Source organism: Pseudomonas sp. M30-35, from assembly GCF_002163625.1.
Classification (GTDB): Bacteria; Pseudomonadota; Gammaproteobacteria; order Pseudomonadales; family Pseudomonadaceae; genus Aquipseudomonas.
In genome coordinates, this window is record NZ_CP020892.1 from 3754550 (window position 1) to 3768521 (window position 13972).

The 13972-nt window shown below is 55.0% G+C and carries 17 protein-coding genes; 6 read left to right on the forward strand and 11 right to left on the reverse strand.

Annotated features, from left to right (window positions below; genetic code table 11):
- Nucleotides 1-43: 43 nt before the first annotated feature.
- The 9 genes from B9K09_RS17340 to B9K09_RS17380 all read right to left on the reverse strand — a co-directional run bounded on the left by B9K09_RS17340 (nucleotide 44) and on the right by B9K09_RS17380 (nucleotide 7096).
- A complete protein-coding gene (locus tag B9K09_RS17340; RefSeq protein ID WP_087517993.1) occupies nucleotides 44-346 on the reverse strand; it encodes a ribbon-helix-helix domain-containing protein in 303 nt (100 codons plus the stop codon).
- Between the two features lie 85 nt (nucleotides 347-431).
- Complete coding sequence (locus B9K09_RS17345) at nucleotides 432-1013, reverse strand: DJ-1/PfpI family protein (RefSeq protein ID WP_087517994.1); 582 nt, start codon at nucleotides 1011-1013, stop codon at nucleotides 432-434.
- 144 nt (nucleotides 1014-1157) lie between these two features.
- Nucleotides 1158-1778 carry a DUF2846 domain-containing protein gene (locus B9K09_RS17350; protein ID WP_087517995.1) on the reverse strand — a complete coding sequence of 207 codons (621 nt, stop codon included), beginning with the start codon at nucleotides 1776-1778 and terminating at the stop codon, nucleotides 1158-1160.
- Nucleotides 1779-1874: 96 nt separating this feature from the next.
- On the reverse strand, nucleotides 1875-3032 hold the full coding sequence (locus B9K09_RS17355; RefSeq protein ID WP_087517996.1) for a phosphatidylserine/phosphatidylglycerophosphate/cardiolipin synthase family protein: 1158 nt from the start codon (nucleotides 3030-3032) through the stop codon (nucleotides 1875-1877).
- Entirely contained in the window at nucleotides 3032-3607 is a 576-nt protein-coding gene (locus tag B9K09_RS17360; protein WP_087517997.1) for a YceI family protein, read from the reverse strand. The genes B9K09_RS17355 and B9K09_RS17360 overlap by 1 nt, the downstream gene beginning before the upstream one ends.
- Before the next feature lie 114 nt (nucleotides 3608-3721).
- Nucleotides 3722-4054 carry an amidase gene (locus B9K09_RS17365; RefSeq protein ID WP_087517998.1) on the reverse strand — a complete coding sequence of 111 codons (333 nt, stop codon included), beginning with the start codon at nucleotides 4052-4054 and terminating at the stop codon, nucleotides 3722-3724.
- Nucleotides 4051-5178, reverse strand: coding sequence for a serine hydrolase (locus B9K09_RS17370; RefSeq protein ID WP_087517999.1), 1128 nt, complete (start codon nucleotides 5176-5178; stop codon nucleotides 4051-4053). Before B9K09_RS17370 ends, B9K09_RS17365 begins: the two co-directional genes overlap by 4 nt.
- A 112-nt stretch (nucleotides 5179-5290) precedes the next feature.
- Nucleotides 5291-6076: an MBL fold metallo-hydrolase gene (locus tag B9K09_RS17375; protein WP_087519147.1), complete on the reverse strand. Its 786-nt coding sequence runs from the start codon at nucleotides 6074-6076 to the stop codon at nucleotides 5291-5293.
- Nucleotides 6077-6202: 126 nt separating this feature from the next.
- Entirely contained in the window at nucleotides 6203-7096 is an 894-nt protein-coding gene (locus B9K09_RS17380; protein ID WP_087518000.1) for an acyl-CoA dehydrogenase, read from the reverse strand.
- Between the two features lie 199 nt (nucleotides 7097-7295).
- Between B9K09_RS17380 and olsB the strand changes: the two genes are divergently transcribed.
- Nucleotides 7296-8048 carry an L-ornithine N(alpha)-acyltransferase gene (gene olsB, locus B9K09_RS17385; RefSeq protein ID WP_087518001.1) on the forward strand — a complete coding sequence of 251 codons (753 nt, stop codon included), beginning with the start codon at nucleotides 7296-7298 and terminating at the stop codon, nucleotides 8046-8048.
- Nucleotides 8049-8177: 129 nt separating this feature from the next.
- The gene (locus tag B9K09_RS17390; protein ID WP_087518002.1) at nucleotides 8178-8966 is read left to right on the forward strand and encodes a 1-acyl-sn-glycerol-3-phosphate acyltransferase; all 789 of its coding nucleotides are present in this window, start codon (nucleotides 8178-8180) and stop codon (nucleotides 8964-8966) included.
- Here the strand turns inward: B9K09_RS17390 and B9K09_RS17395 are convergent.
- A complete protein-coding gene (locus B9K09_RS17395; protein ID WP_087518003.1) occupies nucleotides 8963-9553 on the reverse strand; it encodes an ACP phosphodiesterase in 591 nt (196 codons plus the stop codon). The genes B9K09_RS17390 and B9K09_RS17395 overlap by 4 nt on opposite strands.
- A gap of 208 nt (nucleotides 9554-9761) precedes the next feature.
- On the opposite strand from B9K09_RS17395, the gene B9K09_RS17400 reads away from it, so the two are divergent.
- From B9K09_RS17400 to B9K09_RS17410, 3 genes are read left to right on the forward strand one after another with little or no spacing between them, the layout of a single operon-like run.
- Entirely contained in the window at nucleotides 9762-10076 is a 315-nt protein-coding gene (locus B9K09_RS17400; protein WP_087518004.1) for a helix-turn-helix transcriptional regulator, read from the forward strand.
- A gap of 47 nt (nucleotides 10077-10123) precedes the next feature.
- Entirely contained in the window at nucleotides 10124-11314 is a 1191-nt protein-coding gene (locus tag B9K09_RS17405) for an MFS transporter (protein WP_087518005.1), read from the forward strand.
- Between the two features lie 20 nt (nucleotides 11315-11334).
- Nucleotides 11335-12384: an alkene reductase gene (locus tag B9K09_RS17410; protein ID WP_087518006.1), complete on the forward strand. Its 1050-nt coding sequence runs from the start codon at nucleotides 11335-11337 to the stop codon at nucleotides 12382-12384.
- Between the two features lie 61 nt (nucleotides 12385-12445).
- Here the strand turns inward: B9K09_RS17410 and B9K09_RS17415 are convergent, their stop codons facing one another.
- Nucleotides 12446-13297: an ATPase gene (locus B9K09_RS17415; RefSeq protein WP_087519148.1), complete on the reverse strand. Its 852-nt coding sequence runs from the start codon at nucleotides 13295-13297 to the stop codon at nucleotides 12446-12448.
- A 366-nt stretch (nucleotides 13298-13663) separates the two neighbouring features.
- Between B9K09_RS17415 and B9K09_RS17420 the strand changes: the two genes are divergently transcribed.
- A complete protein-coding gene (locus tag B9K09_RS17420; RefSeq protein WP_087518007.1) occupies nucleotides 13664-13963 on the forward strand; it encodes a hypothetical protein in 300 nt (99 codons plus the stop codon).
- Nucleotides 13964-13972 lie beyond the last annotated feature (9 nt).

Here is a 13972-nt window from a genome sequence, read left to right on the forward strand (position 1 = left end):
GCGTTTTGTTATGTGCCTGGAACGACTCACGCTACACCGCCGCTCAGCCTGTGCGTCCAACCACAGTCAACTCGGTAACACGGTTCTGCCGCTGGACCAGATAACGGCTGCAGCTAACCCGCAGGAAGGATGCAAAATTGATCACTTCACCGCGGTAATCCATCACCTCGTCAAACAGCTTAGTAATCAGTTGGTTGGTGCTCATGCCATCAACCTCGGCGATTTCACGCAGGATGTCCCAAAACTGATTCTCTAGGCGCAAAGTCGTGACTACGCCGCGAATTCGCAGTGAGCGCGAACGTGACTCGTACAGAATCGGGTCCGCTTTGACATAAAGCTCACACATAAGCCTGCTCTCCTTCAGCGAGTCGCAACTACCGCCGCAAGAGTAATCGAGGCCTAGCGTCGATTACTCAGTGCGCACGGATAACCTACAGGGAAATTTTAGCGCCCAGCAACATCAAAAAACCTGCCAGCCAGGTCGGGTGTGCTGGCCACGCAGGAGCAGTCACCAGATTACCTTCAACATGGGCATGGTCAGCGGCGATCTCAACAAAGGTGCCACCGGCCAAAGTCACCTCAGGCGCGCAGGCCGGGTAAGCACTGCACTCACGGCCCTTGAGCACGCCAGCAGCCGCAAGCAACTGTGCACCGTGGCAGACGGCCGCAATCGGTTTATCGGCTTTGGCGAAGGCTTGCACCAGCTTTAATACATCGGCGTCGAGACGCAAGTACTCGGGGGAACGCCCGCCCGGTACAACCAGCCCGTGATAATCCTTAGCTTTAGCATCGGCAAAATCAAAGTTCAGAACAAAGTTATGTCCCGGCTTTTCGCTGTAGGTCTGATCACCTTCAAAGTCGTGAATCGCCGTGCGCACAGACTGCCCAGCGGTTTTATTCGGGCAAACAGCGTGAACGGTGTAACCCACCATCTGCAATGCCTGAAACGGCACCATCACTTCGTAATCTTCGACGTAGTCACCCACCAACATCAGAATCTTCTTCGCAGCCATGTTTGCATTCCTCGCTAGATTGTTAATCTCGGTAATTAGTATCTGCCCCATGCAGGGTAGACAGGTAATAGCCGATGACTACTTCAAGCAATATTGCAAAATATCTGCAGGCGCCACCGCACAACTCTGCGCGTTAGATCTGCGTTAAATACCAATGTGCTGTAAAGACTCGCCTACGCTGCGCCAAAAACTGCGCTGAGGACGCTCCTCGGGAACCTCTGCATCGATCTTGAGCAGCGGCTGAACCTTGCGAGCATGAGCAATCTCCGGCTGCGCAACCGATGCGGACACCAGCTGCAGTGGACCATCACCCGTCATTGGCGACTCACTCACACCCGGTGGAGGATTAAGCTCGTCATAGCGGAAAAAGTAGCTGCGCCCGGCTTCGGTATCCAAACTAAAACTGGCGATCCGGACAAAGTCTAGTGGACCGTCGGCGAACCATGTCCAGTAACTGCCGAAGAGAGGTCGACGCAGTTCAATCTGGTAGCGCGCGGGATCAAACTCGAATACCAAGTAACCATTGCTTGGCAGGCTGCCCTTGAGTTGATTGTTTAGAAACAACCCTGGCGCTTCCAGCTCTTGGTCGGCCCAGTCACTTTTGGGACGGTATATATAGGCAATCACCCGCTGCGTACCTGCGGGTTGCTGGGCAATAAATACTGGCCCTTGAGTCTCACCAAAAAAACCGCCGAGGGTTGAACAGGCTGTAAGCCCGAGGGGCATTAGGCTGAGCAATATGAGTAAGCGGTGAGCTGTGCGCATAACAATTCCCTTGTCGTTATGCGCCGAGCATAATCCGGCTGAACAACCACTAACCCCCAGCAAAAGTGCGGCACCTTGATAGGCACCCGCAATGCCTCAGCGGCGCCGATGCAAAAGGTTAACCGCCACTCGATCGAGCCAACCCCAAAGCCGTTGTTGCACGCGTTTCCACCAAGGGCGCGCCAACCATAGTTCCAAATCGACCTGGCGGCTGTCGGCGAAGTCAGTTTCGAAGCAACTGACAATGGACTGGGTAAACGCCGTGTCCAGCGCTTCGAGATTGGCATCCAGATTAAAGCGCAGGTTCCAATGATCGAAATTGCATGAGCCAATACTCACCCAGTCATCAACCAGCACGATTTTTTGGTGTGAAAAGCGCGGTTGATACTCAAAAATCTGTACGCCTGCGCGCAAGAGTCGCGGGTAATAGCGATGTCCAGCCAGCCGAATAGGTTGGTGATCAGTGCGTCGCCCACTGAGTAGCAAGCGCACGTCAACCCCGCGCGCCGCCGCCTTGCGCAGCGCCCTTCGCACTTTCCATGTTGGCAGAAAGTAAGGCGTTGCAAACCAGATGCGGGTTTCGGCTGACTGCAGAGCACGCACCAAAGACTGCAAAATATCCCGATGTTGCTTGGCATCGGCATAGGCTACGCGGCCAAGACCGACACCAACAGGTGGTGACGCCGGTAACCGTCTAAGCCCGGCAGTCGCTTTGGGTATCCATGAGCGGCGGGCATTGCAGGCCTGCCATTGGCGCTCAAACAGTTGCTGCCAATCCTCAACCAGTGGCCCGTCGATTTCGACCATCAACTCATGCCATATGCTATCGGGGTTATCTATGCACCAGAAATCGTCAGTCACGCCGGTACCACCGACAAATGCAACATGCCCATCGACCAACAGCAACTTTCGATGATCACGGTAAAAATTGCGGATGCCTTGGCGCCAACGTATCGGGTTGTACCAGCGCACCTCAATACCCGCGTTACTGAGTAAGGCACGATCTGCTTTCGACAGTCCCTTGGCACCATAACCATCAAATAGGCAGCGCACAGCAACGCCGCGCTGGGCAGCGGCACAAAGCGAACGCAGCACTTGCTCAGCACAGGAGCCGCTTTCAATCAGGTAAAGTTCAAACTCAACTTGCTGCCGTGCAGTGTCGATCGCCTCGATCATCTTCGGGAAGAACTCAGGCCCGTCACTGAGCAAGGTAAATTGATTACCTGGGCGCCAATCAAAAACTAGACCCGGCATTAGCGACGCGTAAAGATAAGGACAGCGCCGACTGGCACTGAGCGACTGATAGCCGACAAACCGGCGATTTTGCGCAGCGCATCAAGCCCTTTAACCAGCTCAAAGTCCCCGGCGTTGAGCACCAAAGGCGCAAGCGTGACGACTTGAAAACGATGATCATCAAGGCGCGTGGCCAATAACTCAGCGGTATAGGTTTGGCTTTTACCGTGCAGTGTCAGGGTTAGCGGCAGGCTCAATTCAAGTTGCGCCCCGGCAGCCAACGTTTCGATAGGCCGGACATCCAATTGTGCAGATACCGTAGCCTGAGGAAACTCATCGATATCAAACAACAATGTGCGCATGCGTTCATCACGCAGTGATACGCCGGTACTGACTGACTCCATCTCAACCCGCAAACTGGTTTTACCGCTGTCGCTGACCATTCCATGCAAGGTCAGAAAGCGGTGGACTTCGGAGCGATCAAGATTTTTGGTTGAGATAAATGACAGCCGCGAAGACTCATTGTCCAGGTACCACTTGGCCTGAGCCGGCAGCACAATGCTCATACTCAGGAGTACGGCGAACAGCAGGCGCATAAGTCTCCGAATCAACGATAACTGAGTGGTTGAGCAACGCGGCTCATGCGCAACGATAGCCGCATGAGCGCGCCTTGCAAACCCTCTGCATGCTGATCTTTCAATTTGCTGGTGTTACTCGGTTAGCTCAACTGCTTGAGGCAATAACTGACAACCTTGACGTTGCCCCAACCACTGCGCTGACTGGCTACGGCCCAGGGCACGCGCAGTCACTCGCTTATTGGCCTCATCATCAACAAAGCCACTGAGCGGTAAATACTGCTTGCTGTAGCCCACACAGTAATCGGCGGGGTTGTCCATCACGTAGCGACAGGAGCAATATTCTTTAGCCGTGTACGCCCCGAGAATGCTTGGAAATGCTTGCAGATGGTCACGATTCAACCATGCCCAGACAACCAGCAGAGCCAGTAAGATGATTAACAAGCGGGTGAGCAGTCGACGGATCATGGCTGCACCTCCACAAACGCGGCCTGTGCAAGTTTGAGCAGTTGATTATGCCTGTAGCTGCCGTCACGATCGTCGGCGTAGCGCACGATAACCAGGTCTTCGCTGGGGATCACATACAAGCTTTGCCCCCAATGACCGAGCGCCGCAAAGGTATCCTGCGGCGCATCCGGCCAAGGTTTGGCGGCGCCGTTCAGTGCTAGATTGAGCCACCATTGACCGCCCGGAATCGAATCATTCGGTTGTTCAGCATTAACTTGATAGTTGGCAAATGGCGTGAGATTGAAATCAACCCAAGCTTTGGGCAATAACTGCCGCTCGCCCCAACGTCCGCCGCGCTGCATCAACAAACCCACTCGGGCCAGATCGCGCGCACTCATGTAGGCATAGGATGACGCGACAAATGTGCCCTTCGGATCGGTTTCCCACACCGCAGAGTCAATACCCAACGGCTCGAACAGTGCAGTCCAAGGGTAATTCTTGTATTCATCAGGACTGAGCATGCCTTGCAGCGCAGCGGCGAGTACGGTGCTGTCACCACTCGAATACCGAAAGCGCTGACCCGGCTCGGCATCAGCCGGATGCTCGGCGATAAACGCCGCCATATCACTGCGGCCACGCGTATAGAGCATGGCGACTACTGATGATTTAAGCGGCGCATATTCGTAGTCTTCTTGCCAGTCGAGCCCCGAGGCCCAGTTAAGCAAGTGGCCCATTTTGATCTCGGGATGCGCAGCCATGGCCGGATAATAGTCAGCCACAGGCGCATCAAGCTTGAAACGCCCCTGCCCGTATGCAACGCCCAGTACTGCGGCAAATATGCTCTTGCTCACCGACCACGTCAGGTGTGGGGTGCTGACTTTGGTGGGGCTAGCATAGCGCTCATAAATAACCTGGCCATCACGCACAACCAGCAATGCGTCGGTACGCACACCTTTGCGAGTCTGGTCGTCACGTTGAGGAAAGGCATAGCCTTCAAGTGCGGCGAGCGCCGACGCCTGTGCAGCGCTTTGGCTGATCGCTTGCGTCGACCAATCAGGTATTGGCCAGTTCTCTGCGTGCGCGGTCATGCTGGCGGTGGCGAGCAGCAGCGCGAAGCTCAGCTTGGGTAAAATTGAAGCGGGCATTGATGCGCCTCTTGTTAGATTCGAGGCAGCACACTAGCACGGCAAATATGACCGAAGTAGCACCGAACGCGCCTGTTTAAGTGGCAATTCGGCACATTGTTATCGCGCGCTCTCAACGCGGCTCGCGAAAGTCTTCCTGGCTGAGTAGATCTAAACCGCAGTCGAGGTTTTCGATCCACAACAAAAATGCATTGATCATCTCTTTACCCACAAAGGGCCGCCCATGTTGCGGCACGATCATGTCGATATCCATCTGCCGAACCATCGCCACCCACAACCGGCAGACTTTGTTGCTCGCCATGTAGCGTCGGTGAAAACCCAGCATGTTTGGCACATGATTCATGAAGTCGGTGACCGGGTTGGCGTCATCGACCAGCGAGGCGCCCATGTCGCCGCTAAACAGAATTTTGCTCGACGGGTCGTACAGTTGGAAGTTACCCACAGAGTGCAGAAAATGCGCGGGAATGGCTTTCAGCTTACTGCGCCCCAAGGCGAATGATTCACCGCGATCAGGTAAGGCAATAATTCGGTCGTAAGTTGAAATACCGTGGTTTATGGCCAGGTAATTGGCGGTTAAATGCGGTAAAAATCGCGCCCATAACTTCGAGCAAATCACTTTAGCCCGGGTATGCAGCAGCCACTTGTCCAGCGAGGAAATAATGTCAGGGTCTTGGTGAGAAGCGAAGATATAGGTTAGATCCTGTACCGGGATGTACTTGGATAAACCCAACGAAAGCGGCGTATATGTCAAGTCGCCGCCCGGATCAAGCAGCAGGTATTGATCATCATCGATGATCAGAAATTGATTGGACTGCACGCCTTCGCCACTGACCAGGTCATCAAACATCAGGCACTGATGACCGTCCTTCTCAAACAACACAATCGGCTCACGGCGCATGGATTTACCTTCCCCCAAACGACGCGACATTAGCCAGCTTGTGCCTGCCTATTACTGATCTGGATCAACTCAACGCAACAAATCTTGCACCCTCACCAAACTGTGCAAAAAACAGCTTCGACCGGATCACTCAACCGGCATGGAAAATTGCGCCTGGGCTCTTTGCAGCCGTGTCGTACGGGCGCTATTGGCAATCGACATTAGCGCTTTATCACGCTGCCACAGAACCTTCCAGTGCGGCTCACCGGCCGCGAAAGCACTGTCCAGCTCAGAGCTAAGCGCCGCGAATTGGGCAAACAGGCCGCCGAGAAACACATGCGTGGTTGAGGCATTGGCTTTCATTTTGCTGACCTCAGCGCAGCCACTCAAGAGTCCAAGCAAGCGCAACTGCAAAGCAGTCGGCCAAGCTGAATTTTGGCCAACGCCAAACAGCCACGCACTGACCGCCGCCAGCACATGCAGATCTTCGATGCTGCGAAAGGGTTTTACATAGTCAGCCAAGCCATCACCCGGAAGGCGCTCACACTTGGCATCCTCAAGCGTCAACCGTGCATGACTGACATCGGGGATAAACTTCAGCGCAGGTAATGGCTCAACCAACACACCTGTACTACCACTCTCCACCACCGTAACAGCCACTTGCGGCGGCTCACCCTCAGCCTCCTCTCGCGCAGCCACTAACAGCCACTGCGCCGCATCACCGGCGGTGACAAAGTCTTTAGTGCCGCTGAGTTGCAACTGACTCAAGCGTGTCTGCATATCCGCTGGGCGAACACTTTTACGCTCTGTCACGCAGAGCGCGCCCAACGTCCACGGTGCGGATGGCCAGAGGGCACGCAATGCACCTTGATAACCAGCCAGAAATGCCATGCCCGGAGTTGGCGCAAGGTTTCCGCCGAGCACGGCTAACTCAAATGCTGACGGATTGGCCAAGCGCTCAAGCAACGCCGAATACCATTCATCGAGCGCAAGCCCGGCAGGCATGTGTTGGTGCGGTTGCAACAATTTATCCCAGAGCATTGGCTAATCCTTTTCAGTTATGAGTTGAGCAAGCGGCCGCTGTCACACAAGCATCACTAAAACTTCACAGTGGTGACACCCACCCTACTTAGCCTGAGCTTGCCTAACAAGACTGATCGACTGAAAGGCACCGCGCCAGTTTTTAAACCACAAGGTTTGACAACAGCACAGACAACAGTCGGCTAACGGAGAGAACGTTATGACCCAGGTAGCGCATGACAAAAGCACTGCAACTCGCCGCTTGCAAGCTGAACGATTGATTGGCAATGCCGCGCTTAAAGAGGCCCAGGCACTGCGCTATCGCGTATTCAGCAGTGAGTTTGATGCAAAGCTCAAGGGCGCAGAACTCGGTCTGGACATGGATGATTACGACGTTCACTGCAGCCACATTGGTGTAAGGGACCTCAATAGCGGTCAACTGGTTGCCACCACTCGTCTGCTCGATCATCAGGCAGCTGCCAGCTTAGGCCGCTTCTACAGCGAAGAAGAATTCAGCCTGCATGGCTTGGCTCATCTTCAAGGTCCGGTGCTGGAAATTGGTCGTACCTGCGTTGACTTGGCGTATCGCAATGGCGGCACTATCGCGGTGCTCTGGAGCGAGTTGGCGGAGGTGCTCAATGAAGGCGGCTACAGCTATTTGATGGGGTGTGCGAGCATTCCGATGCAGGACGGCGGTATTCAAGCCCAAGCCATCATGCAGCGTTTGCGCGAGCGGTACCTGTGCACCGAACACCTGCGCGCCGAGCCGAAAACACCGCTGCCGGGTCTTGATCTACCCGGCAATATCATTGCCGAGATGCCGCCTCTGCTCAAAGCTTATATGCGCTTGGGTGCGAAGATTTGTGGCGAGCCGTGCTGGGACCCAGACTTTCAAGTGGCCGACGTGTTCATTCTGTTAAAACGTGACGAACTGTGCCCACGTTACGCCCGCCACTTCAAAGCTGTTGGTTGACCATAAATGGTTAGCGCCTCGGTCTGTACTGCGCATGCGGGGCGCCATCTCTGCTAAATCGGTGACTGCACATAAACACCCGCGCCTTGTACACTCAGGCGCGTCGTCACCCGCCAGCCTGGAACTCACATGATTAAACTGCGTCTTTATCTTCGCCTGTTGCGCTTACTTGCGGTCATTGCCCTCGGCACCTTGATGGCAGCAGTGATCAGCTTGATCGAACGCATGGTTAAACATGATTTGATGAGTACCCGGCAACGTCTGACCCGCTGGTTTATGGCACGTCTTAGCGCCGCCCTGCCCTTTAGCATCAAGGTCAGCGGGGAGCGGCCTGAAACGCCAATGATGTGGGTCAGCAATCACATTTCCTGGACCGATATTCCGCTGCTCGGCATGCTCGCGCCGCTTTCATTCTTATCCAAAGCTGAAGTGCGCAGCTGGCCGGTAGCTGGCTGGCTGGCGCAAAAAGCCGGCACCTTATTTATTCGCCGTGGCGCGGGTGATAGCACGGTGCTGAATCAACAGCTCAGCCGTCACTTGCAGCAATCGCGCAACCTGTTGATGTTCCCGGAAGGCACCACCACCGACGGTCAGGCGGTACGCACCTTTCACGGCCGCTTACTGAGCAGCGCAATCGATACATCGGTAGCGCTGCAACCGGTGGCGATTCGTTATCTGCGCAACGGCGAACGCGACGAGATCGCCCCGTTTATTGGTGATGACGATATGCTTTCGCACTTGCTACGCCTGTTCCACAGTGACGTTGCACAGGTAGAAATTCAACTGTTAAAGCCTATCGAAAGCAGCAACCTGAACCGCAATGCCTTGGCTCGTCAGGCTCAAGCGGCAATATCGGCAGCGCTGTTTGGCGCAAGCGTAGAGCCGGTGGTTGACAACAGCGAACTCGAAGCCGCTTAACGTTTAGCCGCCTCTGCGAGTTGCAAGTCGACGTAAGCTTGCAACTGCGGGTAGAACTGCTGGAAATCATCCATCAACGGCTCGTACAACTGCTCCAGCTCACGCATCGAGCCATCCAAGCCATCAGGCCGCGACAAACGCCGCTGAATGCCGTAAATCACCTGCTCCAGCACACTAAAGTCAGTGTAACTACCGAGCCAGTCCTGCGCCGCCATCCGCGGTGCAATGTACGCCAAGCGTTCTGGAAGCTCAGGCTCATCGGTCAACACCTGATAGACCCTCCCGGTGAATTGCGCCAAAGGCTCATCGCTGAATTGCTTCCAGTTCAAGGCCAGACAATGGTCAAAGAACACATCCAGCAAGATGCCGGAATAGCGTCTGCGCGCCTCAGGAAAACGTGCGCGAGCCTGTAACAGCAGCAGATGGCTGTCGGTAAACACATCAATACGTCGATGCAGGCGGATCGCCGCTTCGATATCGGCTGGCCACTGACCGGCAAGCGGACCTTTGACAAAGTCGCCATAAAGACTGCCAAGCAATTGTGCCGGTGCGTTACCGCCGAGGTGGAGATGGGCAAGGTAGTTCATGCCGTCAGCTTACCTGTTCTTGAGGTTCTGCAATATTGGCATTCCGGTAAAACTGCAAACCACATTGCGGACAGTCCGCACTATTTATCAGTGCTGTCGATGAAGAGTATCGCTACAAACGATCTGTATATCGTTCAAACACGATATACAGTTTGTTTCAAGCCGATATAACACCGATCAGCCAACTGCTGATCACGGAGCCTGTTACATGAGCACCACCCAACAGCTCGACATCGATGAAATCGTCAAAGCACTGGCCCATCCAGTTCGCCGCGACATTCTGGCCTGGCTGAAAACCCCTGAAGCGTATTTTGCTGACCAGGACCATCCGCTCGAAATCGGTGTCTGTGCCGGCAAGATTGACCAGCGCACCGGGCTTTCACAGTCGAGCGTGTCAGCGCACCTGCGCACCTTGCAACAAGCGGGTCTTATCACCAGCAAGAAGATTGGACAGTGGCATTTTTTCAAACGCAATGAAGACACCATCCAAGCATTCCTGACGCAACTCAGCCAACAGCTTTGACTGCCTGATCGTTCAACCAAAATTTTATTTATAGCGGAGTCGCGGGCATGCCCATTGCGCTAATCGTTCTTGCTTTATCTGCGTTTGCCATTGGCACCACAGAGTTTGTAATCATGGGTTTGTTGCCCGAGGTTGCAACAGACTTATCGGTTTCGATTCCCGGTGCAGGCTGGCTGGTAACCGGTTACGCACTCGGCGTGGCAATTGGGGCGCCGATCATGGCACTGGCGACCTCAAGCTGGCCACGCAAAGCCGCGTTGATGACGCTAATGAGCATATTCATCGCCGGCAACCTGTTCTGCGCACTGGCCCCGGATTATCAAATGCTGATGGCCGCTCGCATCGTCACAGCACTGTGCCACGGCGCCTTCTTCGGGATTGGCTCGGTTGTCGCAGCCAGCTTGGTGCCCGCTAACCGCCGCGCCTCAGCAGTTGCCTTGATGTTCACCGGTTTGACCTTGGCCAACGTACTTGGCGTGCCGCTGGGCACAGCCCTCGGCCAAATGGCCGGCTGGCGCTCAACATTCTGGGCCGTCACCCTGATCGGCATATTCGCCTTGATTGGTTTGTGGCGTTATCTGCCAAACCAGCAGGACGCTGAAAAAGCTGACCTGCGCAGTGAGATTCGTGCCCTCAACAACAGTGGATTATGGTTGGCGTTGAGCACCACCGTATTGTTCTCAGCCTCGATGTTCGCCCTGTTCACCTATATCGCCCCGCTGCTTGGTGAAGTTACCGGTGTCTCCCCCAAAGGCATCACCTTGACGCTTTTGCTGATTGGCCTTGGCTTGACCCTCGGCAATGTGCTCGGCGGGCGGTTCGCCGATCGCCATCTGAAATACACCCTGATTACTGTCTTCGCTTCCATGGCGACTATCTCAACGCTGTTTAGCTGGACCAGCCAAGCCTTGGTCCCCGCAGAGATCACTCTGTTCTTCTGGGCCGTGGCTGCCTTTGCCGCCGTGCCTGCGTTGCAGGTCAATGTGGTGACCTTTGGCGGCGGCGCTCCGAACCTGGTCTCAACCCTGAATATCGGTGCATTTAACGTCGGCAACGCTCTTGGCGCCTGGCTCGGCGGCGTGGTAATCGCCCAGGGTTACGGCCTCACCCGCGTGCCTTTCGCCGCAGCAGCCTTGGCTGTTCTGGCCCTGCTTGCACTGTTACTGACTTACAACTCGCGTCGTCCTGACGCAATACCTGCCACTGAACCGACTGCAGCTTTTGCACTCAACGAATAAACCTGATGGAGAACTCTGCAATGACGACACTGTTTGATCCAATCAAAATTGGTGACCTTGAACTGAGCAACCGCATCATCATGGCGCCACTCACCCGTGCCCGTGCAGATGAACGCCGGGTGCCTAATGCGCTGATGGCTGAGTATTACGTGCAACGTGCCAGTGCTGGCCTGATCATCTCGGAAGCCACTGCCGTCACGCCAATGGGCGTCGGTTATGCCAACACTCCGGGGATCTGGTCTGACGAGCAAATACGCGGTTGGAGCAACATCACTCACGCGGTTCACGCCAATGGCGGCAAAATTGTCCTGCAACTGTGGCATGTAGGCCGAATCTCTGACCCAAGCTTCCTCAACGGCGAAGCGCCGGTTGCCCCCAGTGCAATCGCAGCCAACGGCCATGTCAGCCTGCTTCGCCCGCTGCGTGACTACCCCGTGCCGCGCGCGCTGGAAACTGAAGAGCTTGATGACGTTGTCGAGGCCTACCGTCAAGGTGCAGAAAACGCCAAAGCGGCTGGCTTTGATGGCGTGGAAATCCACGGCGCCAATGGTTATCTGCTCGACCAATTCCTGCAGGACAGCACCAACAAGCGTACTGACCGTTACGGCGGCTCGATTGAAAACCGCGCCCGCTTGCTGCTCGAGGTGACTGACGCAGTCATCTCGGTATGGGGCGCTGGCCGTGTCGGTGTCCACTTGGCGCCACGTGCAGACTCCCATGACATGGGTGACTCACAGCGCAGTGAAACCTTTACCTACGTTGCTCGCGAGCTGGGCAAGCGCGGTATTGCCTTCATCTGCGCCCGTGAAAAAGCTGCAGACGACAGCCTGTCGCCAAGCCTCAAGCAAGCCTTCGGCGGCGTGTTTATTGCCAACGAGCGCTTCACCAAAGCGCAATCCAATGAGTGGCTGGCAAGCGGTAAAGCCGATGCAATCGCCTTCGGCATACCGTTCATTGCCAACCCTGACTTACCAGCTCGGCTGCAAACTGACGCGCCACTCAACGAGCCACAACCAGAAACCTTCTATGGCTCTGGCCCCGTTGGTTACATCGATTACCCACGCCTGTAATTAGCGTCATTAATCACTAAAAAACCCGCATCAGCGGGTTTTTTAGGTCTACGGAAAAGCATTATCTGGCGTCGATTTGATCCTGCAAATTACGGATCTGCGCCTGCAAGGTACTGGTGGTGCGTGTTACCTGAGCCCGGAAAGCATCAAACTCGGTGGTATTACTCTTCGGCGCCGGACGATTGTCCAGGGTACTTTTCAGCACCAGCAATTCATCCTGCAAATCATTAATCGCTCGAGTTGGACTCTCCACCTTTTTCAGGGCCTGCACATCAGTGTTGAGCGCTTTGATCTGAGTCGATAGCTTGTCTTGATTGGTCACCACGCTTTTCAATTCAGCCTGGGCATCGCTCAATGTGGCCTGCTCAGCAGCCAACGCCTTCAACGCTTTGCTTAATTCAGCGTTAGCCTCTTGCTGTGCCTTGAGGTCACCGCTGACTTGCTCAAAGCGCTTGCTCAGGTCACCCTGCTGTCCGCTGCTGCCTTGTTGTTGCTTGTTCAGCTCGGCCAGCTTGCCTTCCAGCTGCTTGACTTGCAGCTTGAGCGCTTCACTGCCAGAGGTAACGGAAGACTCAGTGGCAACCACTTTGCCGGAGATGTCCTTGATCCGCCCTGCGGCTTCTTCACTGATTCGGGCAAAGCTCTCTTGGGTGGCTACTAACTGCTGCTCCATCAGGTTGATCTGTTGGAAGCTCCACCAGCCCAAGCCGGCGAAAGCGATCATCAAGGCCCCCACCAACGCCCACAATGGGCCTGTGCTCGCAGCTTTTACCTGCGCGGCAGGAGCATGCGGGGTCGAGCGAATCACCTCAGGCGCCGGTTCACGACGCGGCGCCACATATTCCTCTTCCTCACGCGTACCGGCAGACAAGCTCGGCACATCATCAAGTTCATCATTTGCATCGTTACGCATGGTTAAACCTTCAAACAAAAAACACTGAAAGGACTGCAAAGCCTTGGGATCGCAGCGCCCGCCTGATGCATCGCAACGCGGGCTGAGCCAACAACTGCCGGGCACTGGTTCGAGTGCCGCATGCAGACGACGGTTAGTATAACGACTCGCAGAGCTGTAAGCAGTTTTGCGCCAAGCCAGTGCAAGCCGCACCGAAGCCGTTCAAATCTTCAGCAGATCGACCTGCCAGAAGCCGCACAGTTCCTCATTATGTGATCTGGTATGCACCTTGCATCGACCTGAACACAGCCAAGACGCAATGAAAGCGGTGTCTGCCCGTACCTAGTTCCTGACATAAAAAGAACCTGATAGTTACGAGGATCAACAATGGAGTTGAATAAAGCTGTACTCGATTGCATGCAAAGCTTACGTCGACGCTTGCGTGAGGAAATGTCGATTGATATTCGGCTCAGCCAACCTGACACAATTACCGCGATGCTAAGTGCTTGCCTGAGTTCCAGCAACGAAGACACCCGCCAACTGGGTCAAAAGCTGGCGCAGTTCAGTGATAATCCCAACGCATTTGCACCGCCAAGTAAGCCTTTGCAGACCGATATCGCGCCGATTCAGCCTAAAGCGCCTACCGGTTCATTGCGCATGTACCGCGGCCAACGCGTCTACGCTTGAGAGCCTTGG

Coding starts and splice junctions, on each gene's coding strand:
- B9K09_RS17365 (WP_087517998.1), bottom strand. CDS start 4,054: ATGATCCGTCGACTGCTCACCCGCTTGTTAATCATCTTACTGGCTCTG.
- olsB (WP_087518001.1), top strand. CDS start 7,296: ATGACCCAGGTAGCGCATGACAAAAGCACTGCAACTCGCCGCTTGCAA.
- B9K09_RS17400 (WP_087518004.1), top strand. CDS start 9,762: ATGAGCACCACCCAACAGCTCGACATCGATGAAATCGTCAAAGCACTG.
- B9K09_RS17410 (WP_087518006.1), top strand. CDS start 11,335: ATGACGACACTGTTTGATCCAATCAAAATTGGTGACCTTGAACTGAGC.
- B9K09_RS17420 (WP_087518007.1), top strand. CDS start 13,664: ATGGAGTTGAATAAAGCTGTACTCGATTGCATGCAAAGCTTACGTCGA.
- B9K09_RS17345 (WP_087517994.1), bottom strand. CDS start 1,013: ATGGCTGCGAAGAAGATTCTGATGTTGGTGGGTGACTACGTCGAAGAT.
- B9K09_RS17415 (WP_087519148.1), bottom strand. CDS start 13,297: ATGCGTAACGATGCAAATGATGAACTTGATGATGTGCCGAGCTTGTCT.
- B9K09_RS17360 (WP_087517997.1), bottom strand. CDS start 3,607: ATGCGCCTGCTGTTCGCCGTACTCCTGAGTATGAGCATTGTGCTGCCG.
- B9K09_RS17375 (WP_087519147.1), bottom strand. CDS start 6,076: ATGCGCCGTGAGCCGATTGTGTTGTTTGAGAAGGACGGTCATCAGTGC.
- B9K09_RS17350 (WP_087517995.1), bottom strand. CDS start 1,778: ATGCGCACAGCTCACCGCTTACTCATATTGCTCAGCCTAATGCCCCTC.
- B9K09_RS17340 (WP_087517993.1), bottom strand. CDS start 346: ATGTGTGAGCTTTATGTCAAAGCGGACCCGATTCTGTACGAGTCACGT.
- B9K09_RS17395 (WP_087518003.1), bottom strand. CDS start 9,553: ATGAACTACCTTGCCCATCTCCACCTCGGCGGTAACGCACCGGCACAA.
- B9K09_RS17390 (WP_087518002.1), top strand. CDS start 8,178: ATGATTAAACTGCGTCTTTATCTTCGCCTGTTGCGCTTACTTGCGGTC.
- B9K09_RS17405 (WP_087518005.1), top strand. CDS start 10,124: ATGCCCATTGCGCTAATCGTTCTTGCTTTATCTGCGTTTGCCATTGGC.
- B9K09_RS17370 (WP_087517999.1), bottom strand. CDS start 5,178: ATGCCCGCTTCAATTTTACCCAAGCTGAGCTTCGCGCTGCTGCTCGCC.
- B9K09_RS17355 (WP_087517996.1), bottom strand. CDS start 3,032: ATGCCGGGTCTAGTTTTTGATTGGCGCCCAGGTAATCAATTTACCTTG.
- B9K09_RS17380 (WP_087518000.1), bottom strand. CDS start 7,096: ATGCTCTGGGATAAATTGTTGCAACCGCACCAACACATGCCTGCCGGG.